At 72.4% G+C, this 15,615-nt stretch carries 15 protein-coding genes; 4 read left to right on the top strand and 11 right to left on the bottom strand.

Annotated features, from left to right (window positions below):
- Positions 1-2: 2 nt before the first annotated feature.
- From ABD286_RS10130 to ABD286_RS10105, 6 genes are all read right to left on the bottom strand, one after another.
- Positions 3-920 carry a M56 family metallopeptidase gene (locus tag ABD286_RS10130; protein ID WP_344192773.1) on the bottom strand — a complete coding sequence of 306 codons (918 nt, stop codon included), beginning with the start codon at positions 918-920 and terminating at the stop codon, positions 3-5.
- A 46-nt stretch (positions 921-966) separates the two neighbouring features.
- Entirely contained in the window at positions 967-1,383 is a 417-nt protein-coding gene (locus tag ABD286_RS10125) for a BlaI/MecI/CopY family transcriptional regulator (protein WP_344192771.1), read from the bottom strand.
- A complete protein-coding gene (gene cydC, locus ABD286_RS10120; RefSeq protein WP_344192769.1) occupies positions 1,380-3,071 on the bottom strand; it encodes a thiol reductant ABC exporter subunit CydC in 1,692 nt (563 codons plus the stop codon). The genes ABD286_RS10125 and cydC overlap by 4 nt, the downstream gene beginning before the upstream one ends.
- The gene (gene cydD, locus ABD286_RS10115; RefSeq protein WP_344192767.1) at positions 3,068-4,678 is read right to left on the bottom strand and encodes a thiol reductant ABC exporter subunit CydD; all 1,611 of its coding nucleotides are present in this window, start codon (positions 4,676-4,678) and stop codon (positions 3,068-3,070) included. The genes cydC and cydD overlap by 4 nt, the downstream gene beginning before the upstream one ends.
- Entirely contained in the window at positions 4,678-5,802 is a 1,125-nt protein-coding gene (gene cydB, locus ABD286_RS10110) for a cytochrome d ubiquinol oxidase subunit II (RefSeq protein WP_344192765.1), read from the bottom strand. Before cydB ends, cydD begins: the two co-directional genes overlap by 1 nt.
- A 77-nt stretch (positions 5,803-5,879) precedes the next feature.
- Positions 5,880-7,313, bottom strand: a complete 1,434-nt coding sequence (locus ABD286_RS10105) for a cytochrome ubiquinol oxidase subunit I (RefSeq protein WP_344192763.1) — start codon at positions 7,311-7,313, stop codon at positions 5,880-5,882.
- A gap of 152 nt (positions 7,314-7,465) precedes the next feature.
- Here ABD286_RS10105 and ABD286_RS10100 point away from each other — a divergent pair, with 152 nt between their 5' ends.
- Entirely contained in the window at positions 7,466-8,173 is a 708-nt protein-coding gene (locus ABD286_RS10100) for a gamma-glutamyl-gamma-aminobutyrate hydrolase family protein (protein WP_344192761.1), read from the top strand.
- Here the strand turns inward: ABD286_RS10100 and galE are convergent.
- The 4 genes from galE to paaI form a co-directional block, all read right to left on the bottom strand.
- A complete protein-coding gene (galE, locus tag ABD286_RS10095; protein ID WP_344192759.1) occupies positions 8,161-9,177 on the bottom strand; it encodes a UDP-glucose 4-epimerase GalE in 1,017 nt (338 codons plus the stop codon). The genes ABD286_RS10100 and galE overlap by 13 nt on opposite strands.
- A gap of 117 nt (positions 9,178-9,294) precedes the next feature.
- Positions 9,295-10,092, bottom strand: coding sequence for a peptidylprolyl isomerase (locus tag ABD286_RS10090; RefSeq protein WP_344192757.1), 798 nt, complete (start codon positions 10,090-10,092; stop codon positions 9,295-9,297).
- Positions 10,080-10,475 carry a helix-turn-helix domain-containing protein gene (locus ABD286_RS10085; RefSeq protein ID WP_344192755.1) on the bottom strand — a complete coding sequence of 132 codons (396 nt, stop codon included), beginning with the start codon at positions 10,473-10,475 and terminating at the stop codon, positions 10,080-10,082. Before ABD286_RS10085 ends, ABD286_RS10090 begins: the two co-directional genes overlap by 13 nt.
- 255 nt (positions 10,476-10,730) lie before the next feature.
- Positions 10,731-11,159: a hydroxyphenylacetyl-CoA thioesterase PaaI gene (paaI, locus tag ABD286_RS10080; RefSeq protein ID WP_344192753.1), complete on the bottom strand. Its 429-nt coding sequence runs from the start codon at positions 11,157-11,159 to the stop codon at positions 10,731-10,733.
- Between the two features lie 52 nt (positions 11,160-11,211).
- Here paaI and paaN point away from each other — a divergent pair, with 52 nt between their 5' ends.
- Both paaN and ABD286_RS10070 read left to right on the top strand, forming a co-directional pair.
- Entirely contained in the window at positions 11,212-12,972 is a 1,761-nt protein-coding gene (paaN, locus tag ABD286_RS10075) for a phenylacetic acid degradation protein PaaN (protein WP_344192751.1), read from the top strand.
- Positions 12,973-12,989: 17 nt separating this feature from the next.
- Positions 12,990-13,373, top strand: a complete 384-nt coding sequence (locus tag ABD286_RS10070) for a phage holin family protein (RefSeq protein WP_344192749.1) — start codon at positions 12,990-12,992, stop codon at positions 13,371-13,373.
- 225 nt (positions 13,374-13,598) lie between these two features.
- Here ABD286_RS10070 and ABD286_RS10065 read toward each other — a convergent pair whose 3' ends face one another.
- Positions 13,599-14,333, bottom strand: a complete 735-nt coding sequence (locus tag ABD286_RS10065) for a helix-turn-helix transcriptional regulator (protein ID WP_344192747.1) — start codon at positions 14,331-14,333, stop codon at positions 13,599-13,601.
- Between the two features lie 150 nt (positions 14,334-14,483).
- Between ABD286_RS10065 and hisC the strand changes: the two genes are divergently transcribed.
- Complete coding sequence (gene hisC, locus ABD286_RS10060) at positions 14,484-15,599, top strand: histidinol-phosphate transaminase (protein ID WP_344192745.1); 1,116 nt, start codon at positions 14,484-14,486, stop codon at positions 15,597-15,599.
- Positions 15,600-15,615: the final 16 nt, after the last annotated feature.

Raw genomic sequence — 15,615 nt, 5'->3', positions numbered from 1 at the left:
ATTCAGCCCACCGCGACGGCCAGCAGTGTGACGGGGGTTGCCAGCACGACGAGGGCGAACACCAGCATGACGCCCCGCAGGGCCAGCGGGGCGTCGGGCTCGGTGAGGAGCAGCATCCGGTCCCGGGTCGCCGAGCGTGTCCCCGAGCGTGTCCCCGAGCGTGTCCCTGGGGCCGTAGGAAGAGAACGCCCGTCCACGGGATCGTCATCGACCGGGTCGGCGTCGGTCGCGCCCAGCGCCGTGTCCGGGTGCGCACCGCCGGCGAGCGAGACGAGCGCGCGGGCGAGCGGCAGCGGTCCGGCTGCCCGGCGGGCAGCCCGGTCGGCCAGCACCTCGACGAGCAGCCGGACCTCGCGCAGCGCCTCGACCGCCCGGAGCCGGGACGGCACCGCTTCGTGGAGCACGGCGAAGAACTCGAGGACGAGGTCGTGCCGGGCGCGCAGGTGCTCGCGCTCGTGGGCGAGCACGGCAGCGAGTTCCTCGGCCGGCAGTGCCAGCAGGGTGCCCTCGGTGAGGACCACGCGTTGGCGCCGACCGGGCAGGCAGTATGCCGTGGGCGTGGGGTGGGCGAGGACGCGGACCTCGCGGCCGGCCAGGGCTGCCGTCCGGGAGTCGTGGGTGCCGAGCGCGTCGACGAGCTCCCGGTGCCGCCGCCGCTCGCTGCGCAGCCGGGTGCCGACGCGGTGGCCGGACCACAGCACCCGGGCGAGCATCGCGGCACTGAACGCGAGGGCCGCCAGCGTGGCCCACGCCGGGAGGCGAGCGCCGGCGACCGCCGCCGGGGCGACGGCCAGCGCCGACAGGACCCCCGCGAGCGAGACGCACTGCCAGACGACGAGCGCCTCGAACGGCGCCCGCCTGAACCGGGTCAGCCCGGCCATCACCCGTGGCCCGGGCCCGGCGAACAGCCCGGCGGCCACGGCCAGGGCGACCGTGGCAGCGGCAGGAGCGGCGCTGCCGGCCAGGTCAGGACTCCCGGGCCGCGTGCCGCTGCTCGACCTCGGCGAGGGCCGCCTTGAGGTCGGCGATCTCGTCCGGGGAGGCGTCGCCCAGGAAGTGCAGCATCGCCGTCCGGCGGTCCCGGGCGGCCATCCCGCTGAGCTGGTCCCGCATCGAGGTGGCGGTGAGCTCCTCGCGGGAGTCGGCCGCGGCATACAGGTAGGCCCGCCCGCTGCGCTCCTGCGTGAGCAGGCCGGCTTCCGCCAGGCGACCCATCACGGTCATCACGGTCGTGTACGCGAGGTCCCGGCTGCGGCTGAGCTCGTCGTGGACGGCGCGGACCGACAGCGGCGACCGACCCTCGGCACCGGCCTGCCAGACGGCGTCCATGACGGCGCGCTCGAGCTCACCGAGCTTGTTGATCGCCTTGTGCGGCATCCTCATCCCACCTGTCCGACGAGCCCGACCTCCGGGCGCGTCAGGTCCATGATGCCGTCCGCGTCGGTGAGCCCCTCCGGGCGGTGGCTGACCACCACCACGGTCCGCCCTCCGCGGCAGCGCAGGAGGTCGCGCAGGACGGCGACCGCTGTGGGGTGGTCGAGGTGCGCGACGGGTTCGTCGAGGAGCAGCACCGGACGGCCGGACAGCAGGGCGCGGGCGATCGACAGCCGGGCGCGCTCCCCACCGCTGACGCCCTGCCCACCGCTGCCGAGGGCGGTCTGGAGCCCGTCCGACAGGGCGTCGAACCACCCACCGAGACCGGCATCGCGCAGGGCTCGCACGATGGCGGCGTCGTCGGCGTCGGGGCGGGCCAGTCGCAGGTTCTCCCTGAGGCTGGTCGCGAAGACGTGAGGCTCGTCGTCGACGACCGCGACGAGGTCGCGCACTGTCGCAGCCGGCAGGTCACGGACGTCTGTCCCGTCGACGAGGTACCGGCCGTCCGACGGGTCGAGCTGCCGGGCGAGGACGGCCAACAGGGTCGACTTGCCGCAGCCACTGGGACCGACCACGGCCTGGACCGAGCCGGGGTACACGTCGAGGTCGGTCGTGGGGAGGTGGTCGCGCGTGCCGTCCCACGTGGCGCTGACGCCCCGCAGCTCCAGGCGTGGGACGCCCCCGGGCAACAGCCTGCGCCCTTGGGACGTCGCGCTCGGGACGCCGTCAGGAGGGAGGCCGTCAGGAGGGAGGCTGTCGACGACGGCGGGGGAGGCGTCGAGCAGCGACTCGAGGCGGGCGGCGCTGGAGCGGGCGCGGGCCCACGACCGGGCGACGTCCGGCAGCGGCCCGAACACCTCGGCCAGCGCGAACGGTGCCAGCACGAGCAGGGCGAGCACCGGGTCGGAGTGCCCACTCCCGCGGGCCGCGAGGGCACACCCGAGGGTCGCCAGGGCCGTGGCCAGCGGGAGGACCCCTGCGGCGACGGCGCGCCCCCAGGCCTGCCGCCGGGTGCACCGCGCCACGGACCGGTGCGCCACGTCGAGCCGGCCGAGTGCGCTGCCGGTGGCCCCGATGGCGCGCAGCTCGTCGGCCTGTGCGGCGACGAGCTCGCTGACCTGCGTCAGCTCTGCCCGCGCCTCGCCGAGCTCGACCTGGCTGCGCGTCTCGACCCGCCAGGCGAGGGCGGTGACGAGCAGGACCACGCCCAGGAGCGCTGCGACGACAGCACCCGCCCGGGGCTCGACGACCGAGCACAGCGCCACGGTGCCCAGCCCCGTGACGCCGACCGCGACCACCGGCACGGTGACGCGGACCTGGGCCTCGACCCGGTCGGTGACGTCGTCCACCACCCCGTGGAGCACCGCTGCCCGACCGTGGCGCGGCAGGCGCGCCGGGGTCAGCGGCACCAGGGCCGCATACACGTCGGTGCGGGCGTGGGCGAGGTCGTCCAGGGCTGCGTCGTGCGAGCGCAGGCGCTCCCAGTGGCGCAGGAGGGGACGCGCCATGCCGAACGCCCGGACGGCGACGATCGCGGTGAGCAGGGTGAGGATGACGGGACGCTCGGCCGCCCGGACGATCAACCACCCCGAGGTCGCGGTGAGGGCGACGCCCGAGCCGAGGGCCCCGGCGCCGATGACACCGGCGAGGACGGTGCGGGGGGAGGCCAGCCGCAGCCCCGGTCGGCGGCCGGTCATGCCGGCACCCCGACCGGCTGGAGGTGGACGTGCCGGTCGGCGAGGGCCACGAGCTCGGGGCGGTGGGTCACGGCGATCACGCAGCGACGTTCGGCGAGGGCGGCGATGACCTCGTGCGCCAGGGCGGCGCTGGTCGGGTCGAGGTGGGCCGTGGGCTCGTCGAGCAGCAGGACGGTGGCTTCGCTCAACGTGGCACGGGCGAGCACCAGCCGGGCCCGCTGCCCGGCGGACAGACCTCGCCCGTCATCGCCGAGGGGCGAGTCGAGTCCGTCGGGCAGCGCGGCGACGGGGCCGTCGAGCCCGACCTGGCGCAGCGCCGCCCACAGGGCCTCGTTGCCCGTGGCCGGATCGCCCCCGAGGGTGAGGTTGGTGCGGATGCTGTCGGGGGTGAGGAAGGGTCGCTGCGTCACGAGGTGGGCGGCCGGGCTGGTGATGGTCCCGTGGGTCGGGGTGCGCAGTCCGGCGACGAGGGCCAGGAGGGTCGACTTCCCGACCCCCGACGGCCCGGTGACCACGGTCAGGCCGACGCCGGCGGTGAGCTCCAACCCGTGCAGCACCGGGTGGGTCGCCCCGGGGTGGGTGTGACCGAGGCCGTGGACCTCGACCCGAGCGGCCGTGGGGACGGTCTCGAGGAGGGTGCTGGCGGGGACGGCCCGTGCCGAGGCCAGATCGGGGTCGGCCAGGTGCCGGGTGACCTCGAGGAGGGCGGTGGCGCCGTCGGCGGCGCTGTGGAACTCCGCGCCCACCCGCCGCACCGGCCAGTACGCCTCCGGCGCCAGGAGGATCGCCACGAGAGCGGTCCCGAGCTCCATGCCGCCGTGCGACAGCCGCAGCCCCACGATGACCGCGACGATCGCGACGCAGATCGTCGCGAGCAGCTCCAGGGCCGCAGAGCTGAGGAACGCCAGCCGCAGGGTCGCCATGGTCGCGCGACGGTGGCGCTGGCTCACCTCGCCGATGACCGCGGTCTGGCGCTCGGCGCGGCCGTACGCCGCCAGCGTCGGCAGTCCACGCACCACGTCGAGGAAGTGCCCGGAGAGCCCGGCCAGGGCTTGCCAGCGGCGTTGCGTCGCATCCCGCGTCGTCGCACCGATGAGCGCGGCGAAGAGGGGGAGCAGCGGCAGCGTGAGGACGACGACCAGTGCACTCGGCCAGTCGACGAATGCGAGGACCACGACCGCCAGCCCCGGGACGACGGCGGCCGAGACCAGGGCGGGCAGGAAGCGGGCGACGTAGGGCTCGATGCTCGTCGCCCCCTGGTCGGCCAGCACGAGGGCCTGCGCAGGGTCCGGCCGACGCCCGGCAGGCGCTTCGGCCCAGTGCCGCAGCAACCGGGTGCGTGCACCCGCGCTCACCGCCGCGCCGGCCGAGGCAGCCACCCGCTCGCCCGTGAGGGCGAGCACGCCCCGGACCACGAACAGGCCGACGAGGTATGCCGCGGGCTCACCGAGCGGTGTCCCCCTCACCACCGCGACCACGACGGAGGACAGGGCGAAGGCGGTCGCGACGGTCGCGACGCCCTGCGCCACGCCCACGGCCGCCAGGACGGCCAGCGGACGTCGGGCCTCGGGCAGGGCCCGCAGCACCTGGGGGTCGAACGGGCGCATCAGCGGACGCTGGGCTCGGGGGAGGGAGCCGACGGCCCAGTCGACGGGGTGGTCGACGGGGTGGTCGTCGGTGTGGTCGTCGGGGCGTCCGGCGTCGTCGGGGTGGGGCCGGCCGCCGGGATGTGCTGGGTCCCGATGCGCTTGCGGAAGACCCAGTACGTCCACGACTGGTAGAGCAGGACGATCGGGGTGAACACGACGGCCACCCAGGTCATGATCTCCAACGTGTAGGGCGTGCTCGAGGCGTTCGCGGTCGTCAGGGACCAGGCGGTGTCGAGGGTGCTGGGCATGACGTCGGGGAACAGGAGCAGGAAGTAGGTCGCCACCGCCATCGCGATGGTGACGAAGGTGCCGACGAAGGCCCACCCCTCCCGGCCCCGCAGGTTGGCGGTCAGCGCGGCGACGAGGGCCCCGGCAGCGACCACCGTCGTCACCCACGAGCCGGGGTTCCCGTCGGCCGCCCCCAGGATCGCGAGCAGGCCGACGGCGAGCACCGCCGTCACGGCTCCGGTCCTCGTGGCGATGCCGCGCGCATCCGCGCGGATGGGGCCGGTCGTCTTGAGGGCCACGAACAACGCGCCGTGGGTGAGGAACAGCCCCACGGTCACGAGGCCGCCGAGCAGCGACACCGGGTTGAGCAGGGTGAAGAGGTTGCCCGTGAACTCCTTGCTCGCGTCGATCGGCAGTCCACGCACCACGTTGGTCAGGGCGACGCCCCACAAGAGGGCAGAGACCGCCGAGCCGACGATGATCGCCGCGTCCCACCGGGCCCGCCACTGCGCGTCGTCACGCTTGCCGCGGTAGTCGAACCCGAGGTTGCGCACGATGAGGGCGACGAGGATGAGCAGCAGCGGGAGGTAGAAGGCGCTGAACATCGTGGCGTACCAGTGCGGGAACGCCGCGAACGTCGCGCCTCCGGCGGTGAGCACCCACACCTCGTTGCCGTCCCAGACGGGGCCGATGGTGTTGATCATGACCCGGCGGCGCTTCTCGGTCGTCTCGGCGTCCTTGCCCCGCCCGAGGACGGGCAGCAGCATCCCGACACCGAAGTCGAAGCCCTCGAGGACGAAGTAGCCGGTCCACAGGACGGCGATGATGATGAACCACACGGTGCTGAGTTCCATTGCGGTGCAATCCTTTTCAGTCAGTCAGTCAGTCAGTCAGTCAGTCAGTCAGTCAGCAGGTCGGTCGGCGGGGGTGGTCAGTAGGCGAAGGCGAGGGGCGCGTCGTCGTCCTGGTCGGCGGCGACCACGGGCTCCTCGAACGGTGGGGCCCCGGCGCGCAGGTACGTCAGGAAGAGCTTCACCTCGATGACCGCGAGCACGCCGTAGAGCAGCGTGTAGACGACCATCGACGTCACGACCTCGCCGGCCGAGACGGACGGGGAGACACCGGTGCTCGTGGACATCACGCCGAAGACGAGCCATGGCTGGCGGCCGGCCTCGGTGAAGATCCACCCGAAGCTGTTGCCGAGGATGGGCAGCAGCGGTGTCGCGAGGATGACCCACTGCCACCAGCGAGCCCGTGGGATGCGGTCGCCGCGCGTCGTCCACAGGACCATGAGGGCGATGAGGCAGGCGGCCATCCCGACGCCGATCATCAGCCGGAAGCTCCAGTAGGACAGCGGGATGTTGGGCGTGTAGGTCGCGTCCACGGTGAGCGGGTTGCCGGTGCCGTACTTCTGGGCGTACTCCGCCTTGAGCTCGTTGATGCCCTGGACGCTGCCGTCGAAGTGGCCGGTCGCGAGGAAGCTCAGCAGCCCGGGGACGGTGACGGCGAACTTCTCCTCGCTGCCGTCGAGCGAGCCGACCGTCAACAGCGAGAGCGGTGCGTTGCCGTCCGAGCTCTCGTACAACGCCTCGGCCGCAGCCATCTTCATGGGCTGGACGTCGGTCATGATCTTGCCCTGGATGTCGCCCGTCACGGCCAGGCCGAGCCCGGCGACGAGGGTGACCACGGCGCCCAGCCGGGTGGCCCGGCGGTACATGCCCTCGTCGCGACCGACGTCCACGCGACGCAGGTGCCACAGCGCGACCGCCATGACGACCGCACCACCGACCAGGTAGGCCGCGGCGACGACGTGGGGGAACGTCACCAGCTGGACCTTGTTGGTGAGGACCGCGACGAAGTCGGTGAGCTCGGCCCGCTGGGTCTCGGGGTTGAGGCGGTACCCCACGGGGTTCTGCATGAACGAGTTGGCGCTGAGGATGAAGTAGGCGGAGAGCAGCGTGCCGACGTGCACGATCCACATGCAGGCGGCGTGCAGCTTCTCCGGGATGCGCCCCCAGCCGAAGATCCACAGGCCGAGGAAGGTCGACTCGAGGAAGAACGCCAGGAGCGCCTCGATCGCCAGCGGCGCCCCGAAGATGTCGCCGACGAAACGGCTGTAGTCGGACCAGTTCATCCCGAACTGGAACTCCTGCACGATCCCGGTGACCAGCCCGAGGGCGAAGTTGATCGTGAAGAGCTTGCCGAAGAACTTGGCGAGCCGCAGGTCGTCCTGGCGGCGGCGCCGTACCCACGACGAGTGGTACCAGGCGACGAGGGCCGACAGGCCGATCGTCACCGGCACGAACAGGAAGTGGTAGACGGTGGTGATGGCGAACTGCCACCTGGCCAGGTCGAGGTTGTCCATCGGGGCTCCGGGGTTCTCTGCACGACTACGGGGCACTACTACGGTACGTAGTACATACTACGCCCCGTCGTAGGCAACTCGGCAGGGGCGAAGGTCCCGACCCGCTGTGAGCCGCATCCCACCCCGGCGGGCCGCTCGTTAGGGTCGTCGGTATGCCGCGTCCGCTCGTCCTCGTGCCCGCTCGCTGGGCGGGGGTGATCGAGGGACGGGAGCGTCCGGGCGTCTTCGCACCGCGCACCCTGGTCGACGCGATCACCCGCGCCGGGGGAGAGCCGCTGCTCGCGTGGCCCGACACCCTCGAGCGAGCCCGGGACCTCGTGGCCCGCGCCGACGCCGTGGTGCTCCAGGGCGGCGACGACCTGGACCTGCGGCCGTTCGGGGTGCCCGACGTCCATCCGCAGGAGTCCCACCCGCCGGCCGAGCAGGACGCCGCCGACGTCGCGGTGACCCGGGCAGCCGTGGAGGCCGGGCTGCCGGTGCTCGCCATCTGCCGCGGCATGCAGGTGCTCAACATCGTGCTCGGCGGGACGATCCACCAGCACTACGACGAGACCACGGTCCCCCACGCGAACAACCCCCACGACGTGGACGTCGTCCCCGGCACCCTGCTCGAGCGCGTCATGGCCACCGATGGTGGGGGGCTACGGCGTGGTGGCTGGTCCAACCACCACCAGGCCTGCGACCGGCTTGCCGAGGGCTACCTGCTGTCGGCCACGACCGAGGACGGCTGTGTCGAGGCGATGGAGTCGGCCGACGGACGGGTGGTCGCCGTGCAGTGGCACCCCGAGGTCGACGCCGCGACCGTGTCCCACCAGCAGGCCCTCTTCGACTGGGTCGTGCGGGCGGCTCAGTCGGGGTAGCCCACCGGGTTGTCGCGCTGCCAGCGCCACTGGTCGGCGCACATGTCCTCGATGGTGCGGGTCGCCTTCCAGCCCAGCTCGTTCTCGGCGCGGGTCGGGTCGGCGTAGGACGCGGCGATGTCGCCGGCCCGACGGCCGACGACCTCGTGCGGGAGCTCGTGGCCGCAGGCCTTCTCGAACGCGTGCAGCACCTCCAGGACGCTCGTCCCGTGGCCGGTGCCGAGGTTCCACGTCGAGACGACCTCGTCGGTGGTGCCGAGCCGGGTGAGTGCGGCGAGGTGCCCCGCGGCGAGGTCCTCGACGTGGATGTAGTCGCGCAGGGCCGTGCCGTCCGGCGTCGGGTAGTCGTCGCCGAACACGTTGAGCTTCTCGCGCGTCCCGACCGCGACCTGGGCGATGAACGGCATGAGGTTGTTGGGGATGCCCTGCGGGTCCTCGCCGATCGTGCCGGAGGAGTGCGCGCCGACGGGGTTGAAGTAGCGCAGCAGCGCGATCCGCCAACGGTCGTCGGTGCGGGCGACGTCGCGCAGCACCTGCTCGATCATCACCTTGGTCCAGCCGTACGGATTGGTGGCCGACGTGGGCAGGTCCTCGGTGAACGGCGGCTCGGCGCTGTCGCCGTACACGGTCGCCGACGAGGAGAAGACGAGCTTGTGGCAGCCGTGGCGCTGCATCGCGCGCACCAGCGCGAAGGTCGAGTCGAGGTTGTTCTGGTAGTACTCCAGCGGGACCTCGACGCTCTCGCCGACGGCCTTGAGCCCGGCGAAGTGGATCACCGCGTCGAACTTGCGCTCGGCGAACAGGTTCTCGGTCTTGTCGCGGTCGGTCAGGTCGAACGCGTGGACCTCGAGCGGTCCACCGATGAGCGACTCGAGCCGCGGCACGACCGTGGGCTTGGAGTTGGCGAAGCTGTCGATGACGACGACCTCGTGCCCGGCCGCCGCCAGCTGGACGACGGTGTGGGACCCGATGAACCCGGCACCGCCGGTGACCAAGACGCGCATGACCTCACCGTATTGCGTGCCACCGGCTCCCAGCCACGCCCACCCGAGGGGCGGGCCGCGTGGCCCCCGGGGCGAGGACGCGAGGCGTGGCTGGGGAACCGGCGGCGGACGTCGGGCTCACCGACCGTGCGGACCACCGTGGCCGCTGAACCGGGCGCGCTCGATCTCGGTGCGCAGGGCCGGGATCCCGTCCTCCGGTGTGCCCTCGGTGCCGGGGTCGATGCCACCGGCGGCGATCCGGTCGAGGACCTTCATCCCCTCCTCACTGACGTGGCCGAACACCGTGTAGTCGGGGCGCAGCCGGGAGTCGCGGTAGACGAGGAAGAACTGGCTGCCGTTGGTGTCTGGCCCGGCGTTGGCCATGGCGAGGGTGCCCCGCGGGTAGACCTTGCGGCTGCCGTCGGGGAAGCCGGGCCAGTTCTCCAGCGCTCGGGCGGAGTCGAGCTCGTCCTTGAAGGAGTAGCCCGGGTCGCCCCAGCCGGTGCCGAGCGGGTCGCCGCACTGCAGGACCGACAGGGCTGCGGGCGGGGTCGTGTAGGAGGTCAGCCGGTGGCAGATGGTGTCGTCGAAGTACTTCGCCCGGGTGAGGAACGCGAAGCTCTGCACGGTGCAGGGCGCCGCGGCCTTGTCGAGCACGAGGGGGATGTCGCCCCGGTTGGTCCGCAGGGTGACGCCCGTGGTGCCGCGGTCCGGCGTGTGGCGCGGGTCCTGCGGCAGGCCGACGAAGGTCGAGTACGTCGTGTCCTCCATCGGCGTGTACGCGCACGGCCCCTTGGTGGGCGCGGTCGGCGCGGTCGGTGCGGTCGGTGCGGTCGGGGCAGCGGTGGGCGCCTGCGCGCTGGCCGAGGTGGACGGCACGAGGGCGACGGCTGCGGTGACCGCCACGGCGGCGGCGAGGGTTCTCAGTGGGCGCATGGATCCTCCGGTGGTCGGGGCGCGGCACGGTCGGTGTCGGCCTGCCCGGACCCTAGGGACAAATCGGACGCCACGCTCGTCGAGATCTGCCAGCCGCTACGACCTCGCCGGTACCAGGTCCACTCGGGGCTCGGCAGGTCGTAGCCGTACCTCGCGGTGACCACGTCGTCGAGCTTGAGACGCCCCGGGTCCGACTCGAGCCGGGCGACGGTGCTCTTGCTCAGGCCCGTCGCCTCGGCGCGGTCGCGCTGGCTTGCCCCGGACGTCGCCCGCCCGTCGCGCAACGCCATCACGATGGACTCGCCGAGAGTGAGGGCGGCGCGCGCCTCCCCGAGCTCACGGTCCCACCGGGCGAGCTTGTCCTCGCGACTCTCGTACGCCATCACGACACCCTGGCCCGCGGTCACGACGTCGTGGTGAGGCGTCCAACCGGCCTGGGGACAACGTTCGCGGACGAGAGGCGCTGTGGACGAGCCGCTACGCAATCGGGCCGGCCAGGTCGATGTGGGGGAGTCGCGACGCTATGTACTGCCCCATCCTCAGGGGCACTGCATAGCGTCGCGCACACCTCACTGCCGCTCCCGCTCTGGGCGCCCCACCACCGGGTCAGCAGGTCAGAGTCGGCGGGCGGTTCGAGGTCACCGGGGCGGCAGGCTCCTCGAGCGGCCGCGGAATTCGGCCACCACCGCGCCGTCAGACTCGCGCGTCACCGTCACATCGGTCAGCCCGCTGCGACCGAACGTCCGACGCTGGTGCGCCTCGGCGACGAGCACGTCCCCGAGACGACCTGCCGTGACGAACGTGATGTCGGCCCCGGCGGCCACTGTCAGCGTCCCGCCGCTGTTGCACGCGAGGGCGAACGCCGAGTCGGCCAGCGTGAAGACGAACCCGCCGTGGGCGATCGCGTGGCCGTTCACCATGGCCGGCGTGACCTCCATCCGGACGACGGCGTGGTCGAGCTCCACGACGACCGCCTCCATGCCGAGTCCGCGGGAGGCCTCGTCGTCCGCCCACATCCGCCGTACGTGCGCCAAGTCAATCTCGTCGTCCACCTCGTCGTCGCCCATCGCCCCATCATCGCTGGTCGGTCGCCGAGGGAGCCGCGCCTACGATGACGCCATGACCCAGGCAACGGCGCCCACGCAGTCCACCGAGTCCCACGAAGGCTCCGGCAGCACCCACCCCCTCGTCGCGAAGCACGCGGACGTCCTCGAGCAGGCCACCGCCGCGCTCGCCGCCCGCTCGTACTTCTCCCGCTACCCCGAGTCCCCCTCGCCCCGTGTCTACGGTGAGTCGGCCGCAGCCGACGGCCAGGCGGCATACGAGTCCTTGCTGGACAAGGCGTTCGGCGCCCTCGGCACGGTGGCCACGGACGGTGCGTGGGTCGGCGAGGAGACCTCGCCCTACGGCCCCGCGCTGGGGATCACCTATCCCCACCTCGACCTCGACGCCGCGGTGGCGGCAGCCGAGGAGGCGATGCCGGTATGGCGCGACGCCGGCGCCCGCACGCGGGCGGCGGTCTGCGTGGAGATCATCGAGGGGATCAACCGCCGCTCGTTCGAGATCGCGCACTCGGTCATGCACACGACCGGGCAGCCGTTCGTCATGGCGTTCCAGGCAGCCGGGCCGCACGCCCAGGACCGCGCCCTCGAGGCGGTCGTCGCCGGCCTCGTCGAGCAGGAGCGCGTCCCGGCCTCCGTCGTCTGGGAGAAGCCGGGCAAGGACCGCCAGGGCAACCCGGCGCTCCTGCGGATGCAGAAGGACTACCGGATCGTGCCGCGCGGGCTCGCGCTCGTCATCGGCTGCAACACCTTCCCGACGTGGAACGCCTACCCCGGGATCTTCGCCTCGCTGGTCACCGGCAACCCCGTCATCGTCAAGCCGCACCCGCACGCGATCCTGCCGCTGGCGATCTCGGTCGCCGTGGCCCGTGAGGTGCTGGCCGCCGCAGGCTTCAGCCCCGACCTCGTGCAGCTCGCCCCCGAGGCCGACGGCGAGGGCCTGGCCAAGGTGCTCGCGGAGCGGGACGAGGTGCGGATCATCGACTACACCGGTGGCCCGGCGTTCGGCGCGTGGCTCGAGGAGGCCGGTGCGGCCAGCGGCAAGCTCGTCTACACCGAGAAGGCCGGCGTGAACTCGATCGTCGTCGACTCGACCGACAACCTGCGCGGCGTCCTGGGCAACCTCGCGTTCTCGCTGACGCTCTACTCCGGCCAGATGTGCACCACCCCGCAGAACATCTACGTCCCGCGCGAGGGCATCAGCACCGACGAGGGACCGGTGTCCTTCGAGGAGTTCGGCGAGAAGCTCGCGGCTGCGGTCGGCAAGCTCACCGGCGACGACGCCAAGGCCGTCGAGCTCCTCGGTGCGACGGTCAACGACGGCGTGCGTGCCAACGCCGGTGGCCTCGCCGACCTCGCCGAGGAGGCGGACGGCACGGTCGTCCTCGACTCCCGGGCGGTCGCCCACCCGACCTGGCCTGATGCCGTGGTCCGTGCCCCGGGGCTGGTCAGCCTCGACGCGAGCCGCGAGGACATCTACACGCAGGAGTGCTTCGGTCCGGTCACCTTCCTCATCGCCACCTCGGGGACCGACCAGTCGCTGGCGCAGTTCCGCGACACCGTCCGCGAGCACGGCGCAATGACAGCAGCGGTCTACTCGACCGACGAGGACGTCCTCGACGCGGCCCGTGACGCCGCTGCCGACGCCGGGGTCGCGCTGTCGGAGAACCTCACCGGCCAGGTCTTCGTCAACCAGACCGCAGCCTTCTCCGACTTCCACGGGACCGGCGCCAACCCGGCCGCCAACGCCGCATACACGGACGCCGCGTTCGTGGCCAGCCGCTTCCGGGTCGTCACGTCCCGGCGCCACGTGGAGTGATCTGGGAGGATCGAGCCATGAACTTCCTCATCAAGGTCGCGGTCAACGCGGTCGCCCTCTGGGTGGCGGCGTGGCTGCTCCCCGGCATCGGCTTCGGCGACGGCAAGTTCGGGTCGAAGTTCGCGACGGTGCTGCTCGTGGCCGTCGTCTTCGGCATCGTCAACGCCGTCGTCAAGCCCATCGCCAAGCTCCTGAGCTTCCCGTTCATCATCCTGACGCTCGGGCTGTTCACCTTCATCGTCAACGCGTTCATGCTCCAGCTCACCGAGTGGATCTCCGAGCCGCTCGGCCTGAGCTTCACCATCGACGAGTTCTTCTGGGACGCCGTCCTCGGTGCCCTGGTCGTCACCATCGTCTCGATGGTCCTCAACTGGGTCCTGCCCGACGGGGACGACGACTGACACACCCCCGCTCGCACGACGAGGCCGCACCCCGGTGGGGGGTGCGGCCTCGCGGCGTTTGCGGACCCGCCACCTGCCCCTGCACGAAGTGGTCTGCGGGTCCTGCGGCGACATCCGTCCCCCCGGTGGAAGTCGCCGACGGATACTGTGACAGCACGAAGGCCCCGAGGTCGAGGGAACGCACCCGGGTTGCGTGAACACGCAAGTCCGGGGTCGCGCCGGACCTCAGACCCGCCCGCGGCCCCGTCGGAGGGCCAGAACGGCGTCGACCCGACTGGTGGCACCGAGCTTGGAGACGAGCTGGGCCACGTCGGACACGACCGTGCGGACCGACACCCCCAGCTCGCGGGCCATGCTGGCGTCCTTGGCCCCGCGGGCCATGAGGATGGCGACCCGGACCTGGCGTGGGGTGAACGGGGCTTGTTCGTCCTCGGCGAGGACGGGCGCGGACGACGCGAAGATGAGGTCCCACAGCTCCAGGGACGGCTCGAGCACAGAGGGGTTCACGGCGGTGAAGAGCGTGGGGGCGCCGTCCGCGGTGAGGGGGCCGGGGAGCACGACGCGGGCCCGGTCGACCACCCACATGGTGATGACGGCGTGGCCGATCCGGACGCTGGGGTCCATCGAGGACAGGAGCGGGTTCACCGTGAGGCTGCGCCGGCTGTAGACCGACAGGATCTCGATGCCCCGGCGTCGGGAGCGCTCGTCGAGGGTGGGGCCGGGCCCCCACGGGTCGAACGGCAGGACCGGCATCACGCTGGCGAGCTGACGCGTGCAGGACGCCTCGAGGGCGATGAAGCCGGCGTCGGTCTGCTCCAGGCCGGCTCCGAGGAGCCGGAAACCGTCAGTCGTCCGGCCCTGGAGGTGGTCCAGCGCGAGGGCGTTGACGTCTGCGGTCAGCTGGGTGGCGCGACGCAGGAGGTCGAACAGCTCGGCCTCGCCCGGTCGCCCGTCCCCCATGGTCCACCTCCCCCGATACCGCTGACACCACTGGCGCACCCTCCTGCGCGCCCCGAATCCTCACACAACTGCGGCACCCCCGCGCCCGGTGGGGTGCGGGGTCGGTCGTCCGGATGACCCGTTCGGAGGCGGCCACCTAGGGTGGTGACCATGAGTGACACGGCCCGCGACTCCGACGTCCAGCTGCGCAGCGCCCTCGACCAGGTGCCCGCCTACGTGCCGGGGAAGCCGGCCTCGGCACCCGAGGGTGTCGCGGCATACAAGGTCTCCTCCAACGAGAACCCGTTCCCCCCGCTGCCCTCGGTCCTCGAGGTGATCCGCGAGGCGGCCGGCAGCGTCAACCGCTACCCCGACATGGCGGTCACCGCGCTCACGGACGCGCTCGCGCAGAGCCTGGGCGTCCCGGCCGAGCACATCGCGACGGGCACCGGCTCGGTCGGCGTCCTCGGACAGGTCATCGCGGCCACGTGCGACGCGGGTGACGAGGTCGTCCACGCCTGGCGGTCCTTCGAGGCCTACCCCATCGTCACCGCGCTGGCGGGGGCGACCTCGGTCAAGGTCGGTCTCGACGACCACGAGCGCCACCGCCTCGACGCCATGCGCGCGGCGATCACCGACCGCACCAAGGTCGTCATCGTCTGCACCCCCAACAACCCCACCGGTCCGATGGTCACCCACACCGAGCTCGAGCGGTTCCTCGAGCAGGTGCCCTCGCGCGTGCTCGTGGTGATCGACGAGGCGTACGTCGAGTTCGTCACCGGCGAGGACGCCCCCCGGTCCCTGGAGCTCTACCGCGACCGCCCGAACGTCATGGTGCTGCGCACCTTCTCCAAGGCCTACGGCCTGGCCGGCCTGCGGGTCGGGTATGCCGTGGCGCACCCCGAGGTCGCCGGTGCCCTCCGCAAGACGGCCACGCCGTTCGGGGTGAACTCGATCGCGCAGGCTGCCGCGATCGCCTCGCTCGAGGCCTTCGACGAGCTCAAGGAGCGGGTCGACCAGCTCGTCGCCGAGCGCGCCCGCGTCGTCGAGGCGCTGCGCGGCCAGGGCTGGTTCATCGCCGACACCGAGGCCAACTTCGTGTGGTTCGGCCTCGGGGACCGCTCGGGCGCGTTCGCCGCCGCCGCCCAGGAAGCCGGTCTGACGCTGCGCCAGTACGGCGACGACGGTGTCCGCGCGACGATCGGCGAGACCGAGGCGAACGACGTCCTCATCAAGGTCGCGGGCGACTTCCTGACCGAGCACCCGGCCACCGTCCCCGCCGTCTGAGCCGGCGTCCACAGGT

The sequence above is a fragment of the Pedococcus aerophilus genome, from assembly GCF_039532215.1.
Lineage (GTDB): Bacteria > Actinomycetota > Actinomycetes > Actinomycetales > Dermatophilaceae > Pedococcus > Pedococcus aerophilus.
Note: the sequence above shows the minus strand (reverse complement) of the source record. Positions and strands in the feature narration are given on the sequence as shown.